The 16,785-nt window shown below is 45.7% G+C and carries 11 protein-coding genes and 1 CRISPR repeat array (1 of these 12 cut by a window edge); of the genes, 6 read left to right on the top strand and 5 right to left on the bottom strand.

The window, feature by feature from the left end:
- Positions 1–8: 8 nt before the first annotated feature.
- Together QUA20_RS06650 and QUA20_RS06655 are read right to left on the bottom strand one after the other, a co-directional pair.
- Positions 9–569 (bottom strand): Uma2 family endonuclease, encoded by a 561-nt coding sequence (locus tag QUA20_RS06650; RefSeq protein WP_333186763.1) that lies wholly within the window; start codon positions 567–569, stop codon positions 9–11.
- 85 nt (positions 570–654) lie between these two features.
- Complete coding sequence (locus tag QUA20_RS06655; RefSeq protein WP_333186766.1) at positions 655–1,626, bottom strand: hypothetical protein; 972 nt, start codon at positions 1,624–1,626, stop codon at positions 655–657.
- Positions 1,627–1,689: 63 nt separating this feature from the next.
- On the opposite strand from QUA20_RS06655, the gene QUA20_RS06660 reads away from it, so the two are divergent.
- Positions 1,690–2,886: a CapA family protein gene (locus QUA20_RS06660; RefSeq protein ID WP_333186768.1), complete on the top strand. Its 1,197-nt coding sequence runs from the start codon at positions 1,690–1,692 to the stop codon at positions 2,884–2,886.
- 117 nt (positions 2,887–3,003) lie between these two features.
- On the opposite strand, the gene QUA20_RS06665 is transcribed toward QUA20_RS06660, so the two are convergent.
- Both QUA20_RS06665 and QUA20_RS06670 read right to left on the bottom strand, forming a co-directional pair.
- A complete protein-coding gene (locus QUA20_RS06665) occupies positions 3,004–4,539 on the bottom strand; it encodes an NAD(P)/FAD-dependent oxidoreductase (RefSeq protein WP_333186770.1) in 1,536 nt (511 codons plus the stop codon).
- Positions 4,540–4,910: 371 nt separating this feature from the next.
- Positions 4,911–5,672 carry a cobalt-precorrin-6A reductase gene (locus tag QUA20_RS06670; RefSeq protein ID WP_333186773.1) on the bottom strand — a complete coding sequence of 254 codons (762 nt, stop codon included), beginning with the start codon at positions 5,670–5,672 and terminating at the stop codon, positions 4,911–4,913.
- A 227-nt stretch (positions 5,673–5,899) separates the two neighbouring features.
- On the opposite strand from QUA20_RS06670, the gene QUA20_RS06675 reads away from it, so the two are divergent.
- Positions 5,900–6,718, top strand: a complete 819-nt coding sequence (locus QUA20_RS06675) for a tetratricopeptide repeat protein (protein WP_333186776.1) — start codon at positions 5,900–5,902, stop codon at positions 6,716–6,718.
- A 92-nt stretch (positions 6,719–6,810) separates the two neighbouring features.
- Here QUA20_RS06675 and QUA20_RS06680 read toward each other — a convergent pair whose 3' ends face one another.
- Entirely contained in the window at positions 6,811–7,599 is a 789-nt protein-coding gene (locus QUA20_RS06680) for a TIGR01548 family HAD-type hydrolase (protein WP_333186778.1), read from the bottom strand.
- A 176-nt stretch (positions 7,600–7,775) separates the two neighbouring features.
- On the opposite strand from QUA20_RS06680, the gene QUA20_RS06685 reads away from it, so the two are divergent.
- From QUA20_RS06685 to obgE, 4 genes are all read left to right on the top strand, one after another.
- Entirely contained in the window at positions 7,776–8,087 is a 312-nt protein-coding gene (locus QUA20_RS06685; protein WP_278187374.1) for a 30S ribosomal protein PSRP-3, read from the top strand.
- Positions 8,088–8,548: 461 nt separating this feature from the next.
- Positions 8,549–9,622, top strand: coding sequence for a class I SAM-dependent methyltransferase (locus QUA20_RS06690; RefSeq protein ID WP_333186780.1), 1,074 nt, complete (start codon positions 8,549–8,551; stop codon positions 9,620–9,622).
- 661 nt (positions 9,623–10,283) lie between these two features.
- Complete coding sequence (locus QUA20_RS06695; protein WP_333186968.1) at positions 10,284–11,018, top strand: Mo-dependent nitrogenase C-terminal domain-containing protein; 735 nt, start codon at positions 10,284–10,286, stop codon at positions 11,016–11,018.
- Positions 11,019–11,549: 531 nt separating this feature from the next.
- Positions 11,550–12,590, top strand: coding sequence for a GTPase ObgE (gene obgE, locus QUA20_RS06700; RefSeq protein WP_333186783.1), 1,041 nt, complete (start codon positions 11,550–11,552; stop codon positions 12,588–12,590).
- Positions 12,591–12,861: 271 nt separating this feature from the next.
- A CRISPR array of direct repeats spans positions 12,862–16,785; the repeat unit is 37 nt; unit sequence GCCGCAATTAACCTAACTCCCTATCAGGGATTGAAAC (it continues 1,767 nt past the right edge of the window).

Below are 16,785 nucleotides of genomic sequence, written 5' to 3' on the forward strand. Positions count from 1 at the left end.
GCCCTGATTCATTCTTGCATTCTCAACCAACTAAACACCTGTTCGGCGGTGATATTAAGGGGAATCATTTCGGGTACAGGAAGGACATCGCTACCTTCGCAGAATTGAGGTTGTTGGTTGGGCAAAAATGCTAAAATTGATCGATCGTCTGGATCGATTAGCCACCCCAACTGACAATTATGTTGAAGACAGTGAATAATTTTTCTAGTTACGCGATTTGAGCTTTGCTCTGGCGACAGGATTTCGATCGCCCAATACGGTGCAATTAGCACATCACCCAACGGTTCGCCACTGTCATCAAATTGAATCTGTTCCCACAATAGTACCGCAATATCTGGAACAATTGAGCGACCGTCAAAGGTACACCGTAACTCTGGAAAAGCATAAGCTATCTTTGGAGTTTCCGTCACCTGATTAATTTCATTACAGGCTTTTGATTGCAATCGGCTGTGCTTTATTTTCGGCAGAGGTTTTTGGATAATCTCCCCCTTAATGTATTCGCTAGCAGGTTTAGTTTCTGGCCGTTTCAGAAATTCTTCTAGGGTAAGATGCCCAGTGGCGATTGTCATAAATAAATTCCTCAATTCTACCTATATTCAGTGTAAGCCCAAAAAATATTTATCTTGCATAAAAATTGTGTTACCTCGCCTAATTTTACGGAACAATCTGCTGTTTAAATTCAAACAAATTAGGATTTGTAGGGTCATAAAAAGCCCGCAACCAATGCACGTTGGGAGAACCAAAAGTTTCAACTCTAGTAAAATTTTTCATTCTCGGTAGTTGAGTCTCATCGGTAAAATAGGGTAAAGGTTTATCGATGCGGAAATAGTGAGTATCGCCGTGGACGAATACAACTTGCCCTGGGAAATTGCCTGTTTCTGTTTCCAGAGTTGCGATAAAATCGTTGTAGCCGCTTCTTCTTTTGTCCGTCGGATCGAGTTCAAATCCCGGATTTGCCTGTGCAACTAACACAATTCCTTTGCTCTTGCTGCGTTTGGCTAAAGCAAAACATTCTTTGATCCAGGCTAAGTTAGCTGAATTGCGATCGGCATATTCTGCATCTGCTTCGGGAGTGCGGCCAAAATTGTTGTGGCTTCCCGGCATATTAATCGCAAAAAATACAATGCCATGATAAATCCAGCGGACATTTTCGCGGTATTTAGCAAACTGCGGGTTTTCGCTTTGACGGGTGAGAGTTAAGGTGCGCTTTCCCAAACTTTGATTACCGTTGCTAAATATTTCCCGCAGTTTAGCAAGTCTTTCTACTGGATCGTAACTGCCGTTATTTGAACGGTGACAATCCGTCCATTCATTGTCACCATAAACTAGAATAAACGGTATCTCAAAATTGTCAAATAACTGCTTGCGGCTGAGAAAAGTTGCATCATCGCAGACACTAGAACCGTTTTTAATGTCGCCGTCGTGGACGACAAACGCTGCGGGCGATCTATTGATATCTGCAATCAAACTCGGAAATTTTGCTTCCTGTTCCGCACTGTAGGGCAAATCGCCAATCAAGGCAAATTCAAAAGGTTTATCGCCCGAAGTTTGAGCGTAAGTTAAAAGACCAAAACTTGTAATTAATACAAAAACAATAAAGGCAATAATTAGATAGTTTTTTTTCATCTATTTAGCCGTAACTAATTTAGTTATGATACCATATAAGCCGAAAAATCACTCTCAAAAATCATGAATTTTAGTCGGTTGCTTTCGGTAATTGCCATGCTTTCGATCGCAGGCTGCAATATTCAAACGCCACAAACCAACACACAGCCTACAGAAAGTCGATCGCCGATTGCAGCCCCTGTTCCCGCCAAACCAAAGTCTGAGATCGAAGAAGCAAAACTAATTGCTGTCGGCGACATCATGATGCACAGTACCCAAACGCGATCGGGCTACGACGCCAAAAAGAAAACATACAATTTTGACACTTTCTTCGCACCAGTTAAAAGTATCCTATCAACAGGCGATTGGGTCATCGGAAATCTCGAAACACCTTTAGCGGGCGAAGATGCGGGCGGATATACGGGATATCCGCTATTTAACGCACCGGCTCAATTAGCGGATGCGGCTAAAAAAGCCGGATTTAATATCTTGACAACCGCGAACAATCATGCTTTAGACCGTGGAGAAAAAGGCGTAATTAGGACGATCGCCAATCTGAGCGATCGTAAAATTGCTTCCACAGGAACAGCCGAATCGAAAGCGGCGGGCGATCGCACTTTAATCAGCACCAAAAACAACATTTCACTAGCCATGCTAGCCTACACCTACGGCACAAACGGCATTCCCATACCCAAAGGCAAAGATTATTTAGTTTCCCTAATAGACGAAAAAAAGATAGTCAAAGACATTGCTAAAGCCCGAAAAAAAGGAGCAGATATTATCGCAATTTCCCTGCATTTTGGCAATGAATATGAGCGACAGCCAAACCCGCCACAAAAACAATTAGTTCAAAACCTATTAAAAGCTGGTGCAGACATCATTCTCGGCAGCCATCCCCACGTCGTCCAACCTTACAAAATTTTTAACTTCCCCGGGAAGAATGGCAAAACCCGCAAAGCTGTAGCAATTTATTCAATGGGAAACTTCATTTCCGGTCAGAATAAAAATTATACAGACCTAGGCGTAATTTTGCAAGTAAATATTCGCAAAACCTTTCCCGAAAAAACTACAGAAATTACCAGCATCAAAACCATTCCGACTTGGGTACACCGCTATACTCAGAACAATAAAACGAACTATCGCGTTTTGCCATTAGAAACAACTGTCAGCCAGAAAAAAGATACACTGCTAGCAACTTCACAGTATCCTGTTTTAAAAACATACCTGCAAAAAATGAACAATCATCTTAACTCTTTGAATAGTCAGAAAAAATCAAAGTAATTTGGCATTGAGAATTGGGAATTGGGCATTGGTGATTGGAAGTGGAGGCAGAGCCGAGCGATTTGTATCCCCAGGCAGTGCCCATTGCTAAGGTAACAGTTTAAGCTAGGGAAGTAATCATGTATCCAACGGAAGAGGGTGTAGTGGAGCAGAGCGACTTTTCTTTTTGTGATTATATTCTTCCCATACGCCAAGATAATCTGATGGTTGATATCTGCCGAATATCTCAGCGAAAATGTTAGGCAATTTTCGATAAGGAGAAACACCCATATCTTTAAGCATGATGTCAATATATTGTTGAAAGCGAGTGTTGACTGCACAGGATCGCGAAGGTTCAAATTGAATATTTGCGCGTTTCCACTGGCGGATACATTCAATACTTTTTTCCATATTTTCGCTGGAAGGTAACTCAAGTTCACCACGCAAGTAAGCACACAGCCATTGTGCGGCAATTTCGACAGCAGGCACGTGCATATATCCATGATTGAACCCGGCAAAGGCAATGCCAGGAATGCGAGGATGAAGCAAGTGGCGATATAACTGCACGCCATCGGGTTCGGTTTCCAAGATTTTTCGATATTTATCAGGCAAAAATGGAAAAATTGGCGCTTGCGAACCCAAAGATAGAATGACTAAATCGCATGGAATCTCGCAACCATTTTTCAACTTTACTGCTTCTGGCGAAAAACCAGATAATTCTGCACGGTGGGGCGAGATTTTTCCTTCTGCAATAAACGGATAGTAATCTTCAGGCGCAACCGCTGTGGCTGAACGTAAATCAGGCAATAGTTTGTGGTCTGGTTGTACAGCTTTGATGCGACTCTGGGCGGCTTGGCCTTTTCCAGAAACATTTCGCTCAACTTGAAAGCGGAAGATGGATGCAATCAAATCCCAAAAAGCTGAAACAATGAAGCCAAGGCGATTGTGCAGGAAACGTTCAATGGCGGTTGGATGTGCCCAACTTGTCATCATCACTGTTCCAAAACGGCTGAATAATGGGTAGGTAAAATGTACGCCCAAAATCCATTCTGGGATAAGCCAGCGCGGTGTACGAAATACATGATTTACTTGCGCGCCTTGTTTGGCTGCGAAAGTCGCCATGTCCAAAGCACTTTTTCCGAAGCCAACGATTACAACTCGTTGATTGTCGAATATATCAAGCGCGTGCACATCCCGTTCAGTGATGATTTTCCCGCCGAAATCTTCGATACCTGGAAATTCAGGTTGATACTTTCCTTCTGTATATTGCCCAACTGACATAACGACGTATCCAAATAATTCTTCGCGAACGCCATCCTGGTTTTTATATTTTAATAGCCAGCCATCTTCTGTTTCTTTGAGTTCGATAACTTCATGATTTAACCGCACATCAAGCTTTAAATGGTTGACCGCTTGTTCCAAATAATTCAGGATTTGTTCTCCGGTGGGATGTAAATCAGGCGTGAATGGCCAGGGAAAATCAGATAAATGATACTGTTCCCTGATATTTTGCAGGTGTACGTTTGGGTATGCAAGTGCCCATACTCCGCCAAGCTTTTCGGATTTCTCGAAAACAACTGCTTGGAAACCATTTTTCTTGAGAATATGGGCTGTCGTAATGCCTGATATCCCCGCGCCAATAATGGCAATTGGCATACCGTTTTTGTATTGCATATATTTGAGTCTCCTTATTTGGTATGGTTATTAGAGTAATTCTCCTGACGGCGCGACAAAAAACCGGAAAGCCTTGCACTGAGAAGAGTTTAAATCGATCGCTCTCACACAGACAGAGGGGTTGTCACCCCGTCAAATCCGCGACCTTAACCCCAACTGCTGATATAGCAATCCTAAATGAGTCGTAAATTTTTTACCCCACCCCAACCCTCCCCTTGCTAAGGGGAGGGAGTAAGAAATTCACAAATGATTTAGGATTGCTATATTAGTATAGGTGGTTGTAGACTAAGGGGAGAGCAATTCTTGCAGTCTGGCTGCTACAAGCTCAGTTGAGGCGCGCTGGCACATTCCGATCGCGAAAAGGATTTAACTTAATAACTAATAACTAATAACTGCTGAATTAGCCAAGCGATCGCTCGTTCAACATTATCAACCTGCTCAACATGGGGAATCTGCGGCCGCTGCACCATTACAACCGGAATTCCAAGTTCCCTAGCCGCAGCAATTTTAGCATAAGTAGCACCGCCCCCGCTGTTTTTACTAACAATTGTATCAATCTGATATTCTAACAGCAATTGCCGTTCGTCTTCCAATGTAAAAGGCCCCCTTGCTAATAACAATTTACCGTTAGGAACAGGAGTATTTAGTGCAGGAGGATCGATCGCCCGCATCAAAAACCAAATAGCATCCAAACCCGCAAACGCAGCCAATTCCTGCCTGCCAATTGTGAGAAACACCCTCTGAGACTGCCCTAATAAAGCCTTTGCAGCCTCCGAGTGGCTGGCAACTTCAATCCAGCGATCGCCCTCCACCATCTCCCAAGCTGGACGCACCAGCATCAAATAGGGCACATTACATTCAGCAGCAGCAACAGCAGCATTGGCAGAAATCTGAGCCGCAAACGGATGAGTAGCATCAATTAACAAGTCGATCGGGCGATCGAGCAAAAACTCGGCTAGCCCAGCCGCCCCACCAAACCCTCCAATTCGCACCGTACCCGTTTTTGGGGTAAAAGGTTGCTGAGTGCGTCCTGCTAGCGAAGATACCACCTCTATTTCAGCGATTTGAGACGCTCTTGCCGCCAGTTCAGCAGCATCCCCCGTCCCGCCCAAAATTAGCAACCGTTTTTTCACCAAATTATCCTTAGTTGCGACTACACAAACTGGCGGTTAAAACCGCAACTACACAACCAAAGTCCGCCTGCGCGGACTAAAGAAAATCCAGGGTTTTAGAACCTGCGGAGGCAGGTTTTGTCTGTGTAGCTGCGACTTAAGTCGCCGAAACTTTTCAAACATCTTCTAACCAACGCCCGCAAATTCGGTTAATAATATGTTTAGTAAAGTTTAAACTACCAACAACGATGATTCGCTCACTTTTCACATTTTTTACAGTATTAATTGTAACCGGGTTAGTGTGGTTGGGAAATATCGCGCCCGTTGCCGCACAAGTACAACCAACAGATATCGCCGAGCCCCAACAGGAATTGGGAGAACTCGTTCAAAAAGCTTTTCAAGCTACAAACGAAGGTCAATTTCCCGCCGCTGAAACTTTTTGGACTCAAATTATTGACAAATTTCCCTCACAAGCAGCCGCTTGGAGCAACCGAGGCAATTCTAGAGTCAGCCAAAACAAGCTGCAAGCAGCTATTTCCGACTACGAAAAAGCGATCGAACTAGCTCCCGATGCCCCCGATCCCTACCTAAACCGCGGCACGGCTTTAGAAGGTTTAGGACGCTGGGAAGAAGCGATCGCCGACTACAATCATGTGTTAGAATTAGACCCCAAAGATCCAGCCGCCTACAACAACCGAGGCAACGCCGAAGCCGGTTTAGGTAAATGGGAACCAGCAATTGCCGACTACAGCAAAGCCTTTGAATTAGCCCCCGAATACGCCTTTGCCCGCGCCAACCACGCCCTCGCACTTTATCAAAACGGGCAAACCAAAGAAGCAATTCGCAACATGAAAAACATCGTCCGCAGATACCCCCAATTTGCCGACATGAGAGCCGCCCTCAGCGCCTGTCTTTGGGAAGCAGGACAGCGCGGCGAAGCAGAGAGCAATTGGGTAGCCGCAGTCGGCCTCGATCCCCGCTACAAAGACATCGATTGGGTTGCCAATAACCGCCGCTGGCCACCAGTTGCAGTCAGCGCCTTAGACAAGTTTTTGCACTTGCAATAATCTCAAAGGGAAAGTTGGCGGTTGTCATTGGTTATTGGTTATTGGTTATTTCGATAAGTGACAACTAACAACTGACAACTGACAACTGACAACTAACAATTAACTAATTCTCGAATCCGCGCAGCCGTCAACTCTTCTACATTCCTGAAAACCGCTGCTGCACCGGCAGTTTTCAGCGCCGCAGCATAAGCATCGCACCGCACAGAATCATCCAAAACATGAGGTGGCAAAATTCCAGTCCCCAACCAAATCCGGTTTGGTTGCACTTCCCGCGCCTTCACAACCGTGTAAATATCGGCAACAGTATCTCCTGCGTAAATTACAGGCAAATTTTTTTCTAAACCGTGCAGGTTTTCCAACTGTTCAATTGCGGAGAAAAGTCCAGCCGGATCGGGTTTTCCCGGTGCATCTTCCATCGCCACCAACACGGGGGAATTTAAACTCAGTTTCCCTGACAAAACATAAGCAGCTTCATCCCGCATCGCGCCGCTAAAAAAGCCCCACACAATCCCTCCAACTGTTAAATTTTCCAGGTAAGCCGGACTTAACAGCAGCGGTTCGTCACAAATGTAACCAGTCCAATTTTTCTCATCAGCCCCGCGATAGCGATTTTGGAAAAAAGCCACTAATTCGTCATAGTTGAGAGCGAGTTGGTTTCTCGATCGCCCAATCCCCTCAAAATAACGGCAAACTAACTCGAAAGACGCCTGCCAGTCATTATTCCACACTCCCTCAGACTTCAGAGAGTCGATATCGAGAGAATTCGGGCGAAAAGCACCCGCCGTGAAATGTTCCACCGCATCCGCGATCGCCCGCCGGTAGGAACCCGACACATCCCGCACCACACCGTCAATGTCGAAGACTAAAATAACTTTGTTCACAACTTAACCATCCTTGTACCTAGGGCGGGTGAAAACCCAAATTTTATCGGTTTCAAGCCAAGTTCCGGCACGAAACCCAGCCCCAGACAAAACTTTTAATCACTGATGACTCATTATTGAACAGAATGTGCTACGCTTAGCGATTGTAGAAATTTTTAACAAGTTCGATCGGAACCCTGGAGGTTTGCTTGTCCAAGTTCATCTTAAAAGTTCTCTGGCTAGAAGAGAATGTTGCCCTCGCCGTTGACCAAGTTGTCGGCAAAGGAACTAGCCCGCTGACATCCTACTTTTTCTGGCCTCGCAAAGATGCGTGGGAAGACCTCAAAAACGAACTCGAAGCCAAACACTGGATTGCTGATAACGATCGCGTCGAAATCCTCAACCAAGCCACAGAAGTAATTAACTACTGGCAAGAGGAAGGCAGACGGCGCCCGATGACTGAAGCTCAGTCAAGGTTCCCGCAAGTGACTTTTACCGGCAGCAACTAAGCCCAGCTTTAATTTGCTACCCATATAAATTGCCTGTTATGGCTGACGAGGGGATGGAGAGAGGGGAGAAGGCGAGAGGATTTGACGCTTTTTCCACCTCGCCGTGAAACATACAATTTAAATGCGCTACAGCTTATCTTGATACTAACTCCGATTTTCAGAGCTACTCGGGTTTTGGGCTTGGTCGATTTGAGATTTGAGATTGGAAATTTATGCAAAATAAAGCTCTAAAATCGCCTTTTCTAAAATCTAAAAATACTCAGCAACGAAACCAAAGAAATCTAATATCGGCTTTTTTATACTTTTAAATTGTACAGTCAGCTCTCAACGGACTTCCCCCGAACCTCCAACCTCAAGCCTCAAAATCCATCGGTTAAATCCGTTAAATCTTGTACACGGCTTCCTTCTTCCTTCTTCCTTCTTCCTTCTTCCTTCTTCCTTCTTCCTTCTTCGCGGAATTTATGGGCGCCGAAAGTACGATCGACCAGACCGAACAGCTACCGCTGGTAGTAAATCCCGACATTCTCCAGCAAGCTATCCTCTACAAAATTAATACTCGCATCATCGCTCGCGGAGAATTAGTTTTCCCCTGTGTACCGGGAATGCTAAGCCACTATCTCAAGGCGATCGAACAGCTATTTCGCACTCTCGACAGACCCCTGCCAGAAGAACGCAGAGACGAACTCAGCAAGCTTTTAGCCAGCAAGTTAGAACAAGGCTACCGCACCTCCACAGCATCGATGCTGATCCTGCAATACGAATCGGTACAGCCGCCCCAAACAGGTTTAGCCTGCAAAGTGATTGTTACTACCTCAACAATGGGAGAACAGTACAAAAGCTGGGTAGACACCAGAGAACCTCCGCTTTTCGGCTCTCATCCAGACGCAAAATTGATGGCGACGGCTGCTAAATTGGGTACACCCGATCGAGTGCGGATTTTGGACGTGGGGGCTGGTACCGGCCGCAATACCTTGCCGCTGGCGAGATTGGGCTATTCTGTGGATGCGATCGAACTAACTCCAGCTTTTGCAGAACAATTGAAAGCGGCAGTAACAGCCGAAAACCTTCCCGTGACAGTTACTGAAGGCGATGTGCTCGACCCCTTAATGCGGATGAAACCCGCCCGCTATCAGTTGGCAGTTGCCGCCGAAGTCATCTCACATTTTCGAGACAGCGATCAAGTACGGCTTTTCCTCGCTAAAATGTGCGATTCCCTGTGTCCCGGAGGCCTTTTGCTGTTCAGCACATTTTTAACCGTCGGCGACTACCAGCCAGATGTCCTGGTGCGACAAGTTGCCCAACTCTCCTGGTCTACTTTATTTACCCCCCAAGAACTCGCCACCGCAATGGAAGGGTTGCCCTTAGTCCAAATATCCGACGAATTGGTGTTTGAGTACGAACGCCACCACCTGCCGGAAGGAGCCTGGCCGCCGACGCCCTGGTTTCCCAGTTGGGCCACCGGTCGAGATGTCTTTCCGATGGCAAACGGACGCCCGCCAATGGAATTGCGCTGGATTTTGTGTCGCCGCAGTTAAAAAAATCAGTCATTCGATTTTAGATTTTCGATTTTAGATTTTCGATTGACCCCACGGATAAATTACGTGGCGGGTACCATCAAGAAATTCTTGGTCATTTAGAGACGGACACAGCAATCACAACCGTTGAACGGCGGTAACAGTTGCATCAGCTCTTTTTTTTTCCAACTCATAAAGCCGGCTCGCTGTCAAATGTTACGACGCCGTTACACAAAAATTTACAAAAATATATATTAAAATGTAAAGATAGCGAAGTTCGATGCCCCTGGGTGAGAAACCCCGTGTCTGATTACATCCAACGCTTGCAAACCTTTTATTTCTTGCGAAAAATAGGGTTGCTAACGGCAATCGGATTTGAATAAAAGTCGATCGCCATCTCAATCGGTGCAACTAAAGTTAAGATGAGTCCAAGAAACCTATTCCTCCAGATAGATGATGTTTTAAGGAATAGGATAATCCAATAGATTAGCTCGCTAGTTAGCGATGCTCCTGAGAAACAAATATGCTTTTAACAAGTCCACTACAAGCGTTTGGAGCAATCTTCGAGCACAAACCTTCCACAAATAGATCATCGATCGAACAAAAAAGCAGTAATAATTCTTGGGACCCGAATATTGATCCCGCTGTAAACGAACAAATTGACTGGTATATCCAAATGGAAATGCTAATGAGTAACGCTAAATCTTCCTGCACCGATGAAGAGATTAGTGCTTGGCTGCGCGGATTGCTGACAATTGCTTGGGCAGACGGCAACTTTGACGAAGACGAGCAAAAAATGATTGCGAATCTAACTCAGGATGAACTACATCCGGTATCTTTTGAGGCGGGTTTTGAACCTATTGCCCCAGAGGAATTAGCCGCTGTGTTAGGGGAAGACACCGCCAAAGGCGAGGATTTTTTGAGGACAGCAGTCATGGTAGCTTTGGCAGACGGTACATACTCGCTCAGCGAAGACGAGGTAATCCACAACTTTTGCACAGCTTTGGGTCATAAGGTCGAGGCGATAGAAGCTCTCCGACACACGATACAACAGAGCAAGTCCGATCCCCAGGGGCCCAGCAGCCAAATAGTCTTTGATGCGAATGTCGCCCCCGTCGCCGGAACACCGCTTTCATCTCGACTACCTAAACCTCACCAAAAAAATGTCCTGCAACCCGTCAAAGACTGGCTTGACGCCTGGGAAATTCACGACCCGAGAGTGGCGCACTTTGTCTGCAAAATGATTCCGTCGCAGTGTCCGTTTGAACGAGATGTTGTGTTATTCGGACGCAAAATTGTGCACATTCCGGCGATGTGCAAGATTAACCCGCTTTACGAACAGTTGGTGGGGATGCGCTTTCGAGCTCTCTGCTATTTGGCAGATGAATGTAAGGAAGATGTATCGATATATTGTTAGTAGTCAGTGGTCAGTAGTCAGTAGTCAGTAGTCATTAGTCATTAGCTATTCTTGTGAAATCTTGGATTAATGACTGTAACTATTAACCAATGATTACTAATTAGTCCAAGACGCAAAAACCTGGTTTTTCTACAAAAAAACATCGTTACAGCGATCCGCCCCAGTAGAAAAAGCAGGTTTATTCAGTTTTTGTGGGTAAGTCCTGCTAATATTAAATCCGCTTTGATAATACCAATTCAAAAAAAGTTTTGCTACAATCCTCAATCTTATACAAATTATTAAAAGTCGCATACCCAAGAGCCGCACACGGCAGTGCCGTTTCCCTACAGATGCTCGGGTAAAATCTCTCAGTATGCACTACTTTTCAGAATTGGTATAACTATATTTTTCCTGCGACTATAAGTCGCGACTACACTTGCTTGGAGTCCGCCTCTGCACACTCAAGGAAAAGAGGAATATTGTACTTGGATCTGGTATCATAGCTAATGACTAATGACTACTGACTACTGACTATTGACTACTGACTAAATTATGCAATTTATCGATCGAGCAGATATTCAAGTCGCAGCCGGCAAAGGCGGCGACGGTATGGTAGCTTTTCGCAGAGAAAAGTATGTACCGGCGGGCGGGCCGAGCGGCGGCACCGGCGGGCGGGGCGGTTCTGTGTTTATGGTAGCGGTGGAAAGCCTGCAAACGCTGCTGGATTTTCAGTACAACCGGATTTTTAAAGCCGATGACGGGAAGCGTGGCGCGCCGAAGAATATGACGGGGGCTTCTGGGGACGATCGCACAATTGAAGTTCCCTGCGGTACAGTTGTTTACGACGCGGAAACTCAGGCAATCTTGGCAGATTTAGTGACGCCCGGACAGACTTTTTGCGTTGCCAAAGGTGGCAAAGGCGGTTTGGGAAACAAGTGTTTTCTGACCAATTCTAACCGCGCTCCCGATTATGCGATGCCGGGTAAAGAAGGAGAACACAAATTTTTGCGTTTGGAATTGAAGCTATTAGCTGAAGTGGGAATTCTGGGGATGCCGAATGCTGGCAAATCCACCTTAATTTCAGCTTTGTCTGCAGCTCGCCCCAAAATAGCAGATTATCCGTTTACAACTTTAGTCCCGAATTTGGGTGTAGTCAGAAAACCCACCGGCGACGGTACTGTTTTTGCCGATATCCCGGGATTGATTGAGGGGGCTCACGAAGGTGCGGGTTTGGGTTACGAGTTTTTGCGGCACATTGAGCGGACTCGGTTGTTGCTGCACTTGATTGATGTTACGGATGAAGATCCGATCGCCAATTACGTCACAATTCAGGAAGAATTAAAGGCTTACAGGCGTGGTTTAGCCGATAAACCGCAGATTTTGGCTTTTAATAAGGTAGATGCGATCGACCTTGAAAGCGAAGAAATCGGTAATTTAATCAGCCGACTTAAAGAAATTAGCGGTGCTCCTGTTTTGTTGATTTCCGCTGTGAGTCGAGTTGGGTTGGATGAATTGATGCAGCAAGTTTGGCAAAAACTCGACGAGATGAACGAAAAAGAGGCTGAGGAACTGTTAGCAGTCGCGAGTGTCTAATCGCTTTCCGGTTCTTGGAATTTCCGTGAATGGGTAGGTGTTTTTTTGAGGGGGTCAAATCTTTCGGCTGTATGGCTTGTGCGGCAAGGGTTTGAGCCTCTGTATCTTCAAAAGTAGGTTCACGGAAACGCTGGAATTGTTGCTGAGTATGGCTTTCATGGTTGTTGAAGTTTGTGTCTCTTGACAGGGCGGTGGCTGAAATGATATTTTGTAGATGCTTCACGGAACAGTACCTTGAAAACTAAATACTGTAAGGCTTCTGGCACGGGCGGCCGCAATTAACCTAACTCCCTATCAGGGATTGAAACAACAACTTGTCCAGTGGTGCGCTGGACAATTCACAGGCCGCAATTAACCTAACTCCCTATCAGGGATTGAAACATTCCACCCGATATTTTACAAGCTAAATTAGAGGCCGCAATTAACCTAACTCCCTATCAGGGATTGAAACAAACCGCTGTCAGCCAAGCCAATTACTCGCGATCGAGCGCCGCAATTAACCTAACTCCCTATCAGGGATTGAAACATAGTGTGACCGTGGTCGGTGTTAACACCGATGAGGAGCCGCAATTAACCTAACTCCCTATCAGGGATTGAAACATTCAATTGCTAGTATTGTCGCCGAGCAGGCTATAGGCCGCAATTAACCTAACTCCCTATCAGGGATTGAAACTTACCGTGAAGTAATTGGAGCAATCTTGCTTTTTAGCCGCAATTAACCTAACTCCCTATCAGGGATTGAAACGAACCAACCGACTTCTTACTAGAAAACACCTCAAATAACGCCGCAATTAACCTAACTCCCTATCAGGGATTGAAACTTATTTTGACTGCCAGCGGTCACGGTGTCGGCTCGCCGCAATTAACCTAACTCCCTATCAGGGATTGAAACGGGGAGTGGCGAATACTTAATCAGGACTATAGTAGCCGCAATTAACCTAACTCCCTATCAGGGATTGAAACAGGAGTGCGTCTGCAATTGCAACGATATTTTTCGCCGCAATTAACCTAACTCCCTATCAGGGATTGAAACGCCGCCTGTGCCGCTGGCAAATGTGGAGCCAGTCAAAGCCGCAATTAACCTAACTCCCTATCAGGGATTGAAACAGGGTAAGAGACTAGCACCTCGCCGTTCCCATTGCCGCAATTAACCTAACTCCCTATCAGGGATTGAAACATCCCAGGCAGCCACGGCAACTCAACTGAATTAGACATCAAGCCGCAATTAACCTAACTCCCTATCAGGGATTGAAACTGTTCATGGCGGAAACCCTACGGGTTTCCTGGGTATGCCGCAATTAACCTAACTCCCTATCAGGGATTGAAACAAAGCCGGAACTCTCATAAATCACATATACGAAGACGGGCCGCAATTAACCTAACTCCCTATCAGGGATTGAAACATAGATTTAGTTGAGAGTATGTTGTCCAACAGAAGTTACCCCCGCCGCAATTAACCTAACTCCCTATCAGGGATTGAAACCAGTCGAAAGGCGTAGAACCTGCAACCGGGATTTTGCCGCAATTAACCTAACTCCCTATCAGGGATTGAAACAAAGGAAAGGTGACAGCAAAGAAAAACTAATGCACAAAGCCGCAATTAACCTAACTCCCTATCAGGGATTGAAACGAACGTGCGGCCGAGGTTAATTGCTTCACGGATTGCCGCAATTAACCTAACTCCCTATCAGGGATTGAAACTTAAGGGGCGAATTGAACAATTAGAATCTGAACTGCAGCCGCAATTAACCTAACTCCCTATCAGGGATTGAAACCCATCCGATTGCTGAATGGAAGCGTCCCGACCCGCCGCAATTAACCTAACTCCCTATCAGGGATTGAAACCAAGATGAAGGTCTGGAAGGGCCGACAACATATTTAGCCGCAATTAACCTAACTCCCTATCAGGGATTGAAACAAATCCTCCAATTGACATCGGTACGATCGATAACGCCGCAATTAACCTAACTCCCTATCAGCGATTGAAACAAGGAACTGCAAGCGGAAATTGAAAAGGAAAAAAACAACGCCGCAATTAACCTAACTCCCTATCAGGGATTGAAACGGGACTCCTTTGATATGAGTGACAACTCGTCCCCAGGCCGCAATTAACCTAACTCCCTATCAGGGATTGAAACTAATCGGCTTCCTTTCAACTAACAAGATGGTGCAATTTTATGCCGCAATTAACCTAACTCCCTATCAGGGATTGAAACCGTATGCTAAATCGGTCACAAAGCACGAGAGCCTGTACGCCGCAATTAACCTAACTCCCTATCAGGGATTGAAACAAATTTATAGCGTCACTACCCAAGCAAATCCGCCACAGCCGCAATTAACCTAACTCCCTATCAGGGATTGAAACTACAATCAAGCTCGGCATATAAGTCATTCTTCCGCCGCAATTAACCTAACTCCCTATCAGGGATTGAAACGATAAATTGTTCGCCACAAATAGCGAACAGGTTTGGCGAGAGCCGCAATTAACCTAACTCCCTATCAGGGATTGAAACATATCCTTCCCTAATGTGATAGTCAATTTTTTCATGCCGCAATTAACCTAACTCCCTATCAGGGATTGAAACCGTAATCGAACGATCACACAAACGTCCGAAATTTCGGCCGCAATTAACCTAACTCCCTATCAGGGATTGAAACCAAGCGGAAGTTGAAAGAGAAAAATATGCCTACCAGGCGCCGCAATTAACCTAACTCCCTATCAGGGATTGAAACGCCCAAGGAATATATAGATGCAGCAGTCCCAGTAGTGCCGCAATTAACCTAACTCCCTATCAGGGATTGAAACCTGCCAGCTTTGAGCGGGAGGAGATGCGGGAGAAGGCCGCAATTAACCTAACTCCCTATCAGGGATTGAAACCAACCACAAGCGCCGCGCCGTAACTGGGAACGGGTCGGCCGCAATTAACCTAACTCCCTATCAGGGATTGAAACCGATGATTGGAGCCGCCCCCTGACATACTTTATCTTGCCGCAATTAACCTAACTCCCTATCAGGGATTGAAACAAGCAAATGGATACAATGAAGGCGATCGTGTCTAGCCGCAATTAACCTAACTCCCTATCAGGGATTGAAACCACGCTAGGGAAAGAGCGCCGCCAAATGCTCCGCCCGAAGCCGCAATTAACCTAACTCCCTATCAGGGATTGAAACTTACGTACGGGTAAGAAGGTTAAGGAGGCAGATTCTAGCCGCAATTAACCTAACTCCCTATCAGGGATTGAAACTTTAGGAGTGTGTTTTATGACTGATGAAATTGAAGCCGCAATTAACCTAACTCCCTATCAGGGATTGAAACGGGTAGGTCGGGATTGCCCTCTCCAAAGGTCGAGATAGCCGCAATTAACCTAACTCCCTATCAGGGATTGAAACGCGTATTGGTTAAGTTGAGCCCAAAAATACCATCGCCGCAATTAACCTAACTCCCTATCAGGGATTGAAACTAGCGCTCAGAACTGTTACTGTCACGTTATTTTTGGCCGCAATTAACCTAACTCCCTATCAGGGATTGAAACAAATTCTTATCTGGCCAAAAGTGGATTTTAGAACGAATACCGGCCGCAATTAACCTAACTCCCTATCAGGGATTGAAACTGATGCTAAAACGTTCGTTCTTATATGGCAGTGATTGCCGCAATTAACCTAACTCCCTATCAGGGATTGAAACTACGCTCGCAGTGGTAGATGTCGCAGCTTCCTGCATCTCGCCGCAATTAACCTAACTCCCTATCAGGGATTGAAACTTAGGAATGTGCAACACGGGTTCAGAACGCATGGCACAGCCGCAATTAACCTAACTCCCTATCAGGGATTGAAACTTCGTTCCATAAATCCCGCTTATCAATTGCGGGCTGCCGCAATTAACCTAACTCCCTATCAGGGATTGAAACCCGCCCATTTTTTAGCTCTGGGCTTGGCCATTGTTGGCCGCAATTAACCTAACTCCCTATCAGGGATTGAAACCAAATTAATCCCGGTGTAACAGCCGGGATTTTCCGGGCCGCAATTAACCTAACTCCCTATCAGGGATTGAAACCCGCCCATTTTTTAGCTCTGGGCTTGGCCATTGTTGCAGTTTGCCGCAATTAACCTAACTCCCTATCAGGGATTGAAACGAAAAATCTTTGGTAGAGATTTACGATGAAATTGTACTGAGCCGCAATTAACCTAACTCCC

This window comes from Microcoleus sp. Pol7_A1, from assembly GCF_036701085.1.
Classification (GTDB): Bacteria; Cyanobacteriota; Cyanobacteriia; order Cyanobacteriales; family Microcoleaceae; genus Microcoleus; species Microcoleus asticus.

What these genes read in the sequence shown, in the direction of transcription:
- QUA20_RS06650 (WP_333186763.1), bottom strand. Translation starts at nt 569, where the DNA reads ATGACAATCGCCACTGGGCATCTTACCCTAGAAGAATTTCTGAAACGG.
- QUA20_RS06655 (WP_333186766.1), bottom strand. Translation starts at nt 1,626, where the DNA reads ATGAAAAAAAACTATCTAATTATTGCCTTTATTGTTTTTGTATTAATT.
- QUA20_RS06660 (WP_333186768.1), top strand. Translation starts at nt 1,690, where the DNA reads ATGAATTTTAGTCGGTTGCTTTCGGTAATTGCCATGCTTTCGATCGCA.
- QUA20_RS06665 (WP_333186770.1), bottom strand. Translation starts at nt 4,539, where the DNA reads ATGCAATACAAAAACGGTATGCCAATTGCCATTATTGGCGCGGGGATA.
- QUA20_RS06675 (WP_333186776.1), top strand. Translation starts at nt 5,900, where the DNA reads ATGATTCGCTCACTTTTCACATTTTTTACAGTATTAATTGTAACCGGG.
- QUA20_RS06690 (WP_333186780.1), top strand. Translation starts at nt 8,549, where the DNA reads ATGGGCGCCGAAAGTACGATCGACCAGACCGAACAGCTACCGCTGGTA.
- QUA20_RS06695 (WP_333186968.1), top strand. Translation starts at nt 10,284, where the DNA reads ATGCTAATGAGTAACGCTAAATCTTCCTGCACCGATGAAGAGATTAGT.
- obgE (WP_333186783.1), top strand. Translation starts at nt 11,550, where the DNA reads ATGCAATTTATCGATCGAGCAGATATTCAAGTCGCAGCCGGCAAAGGC.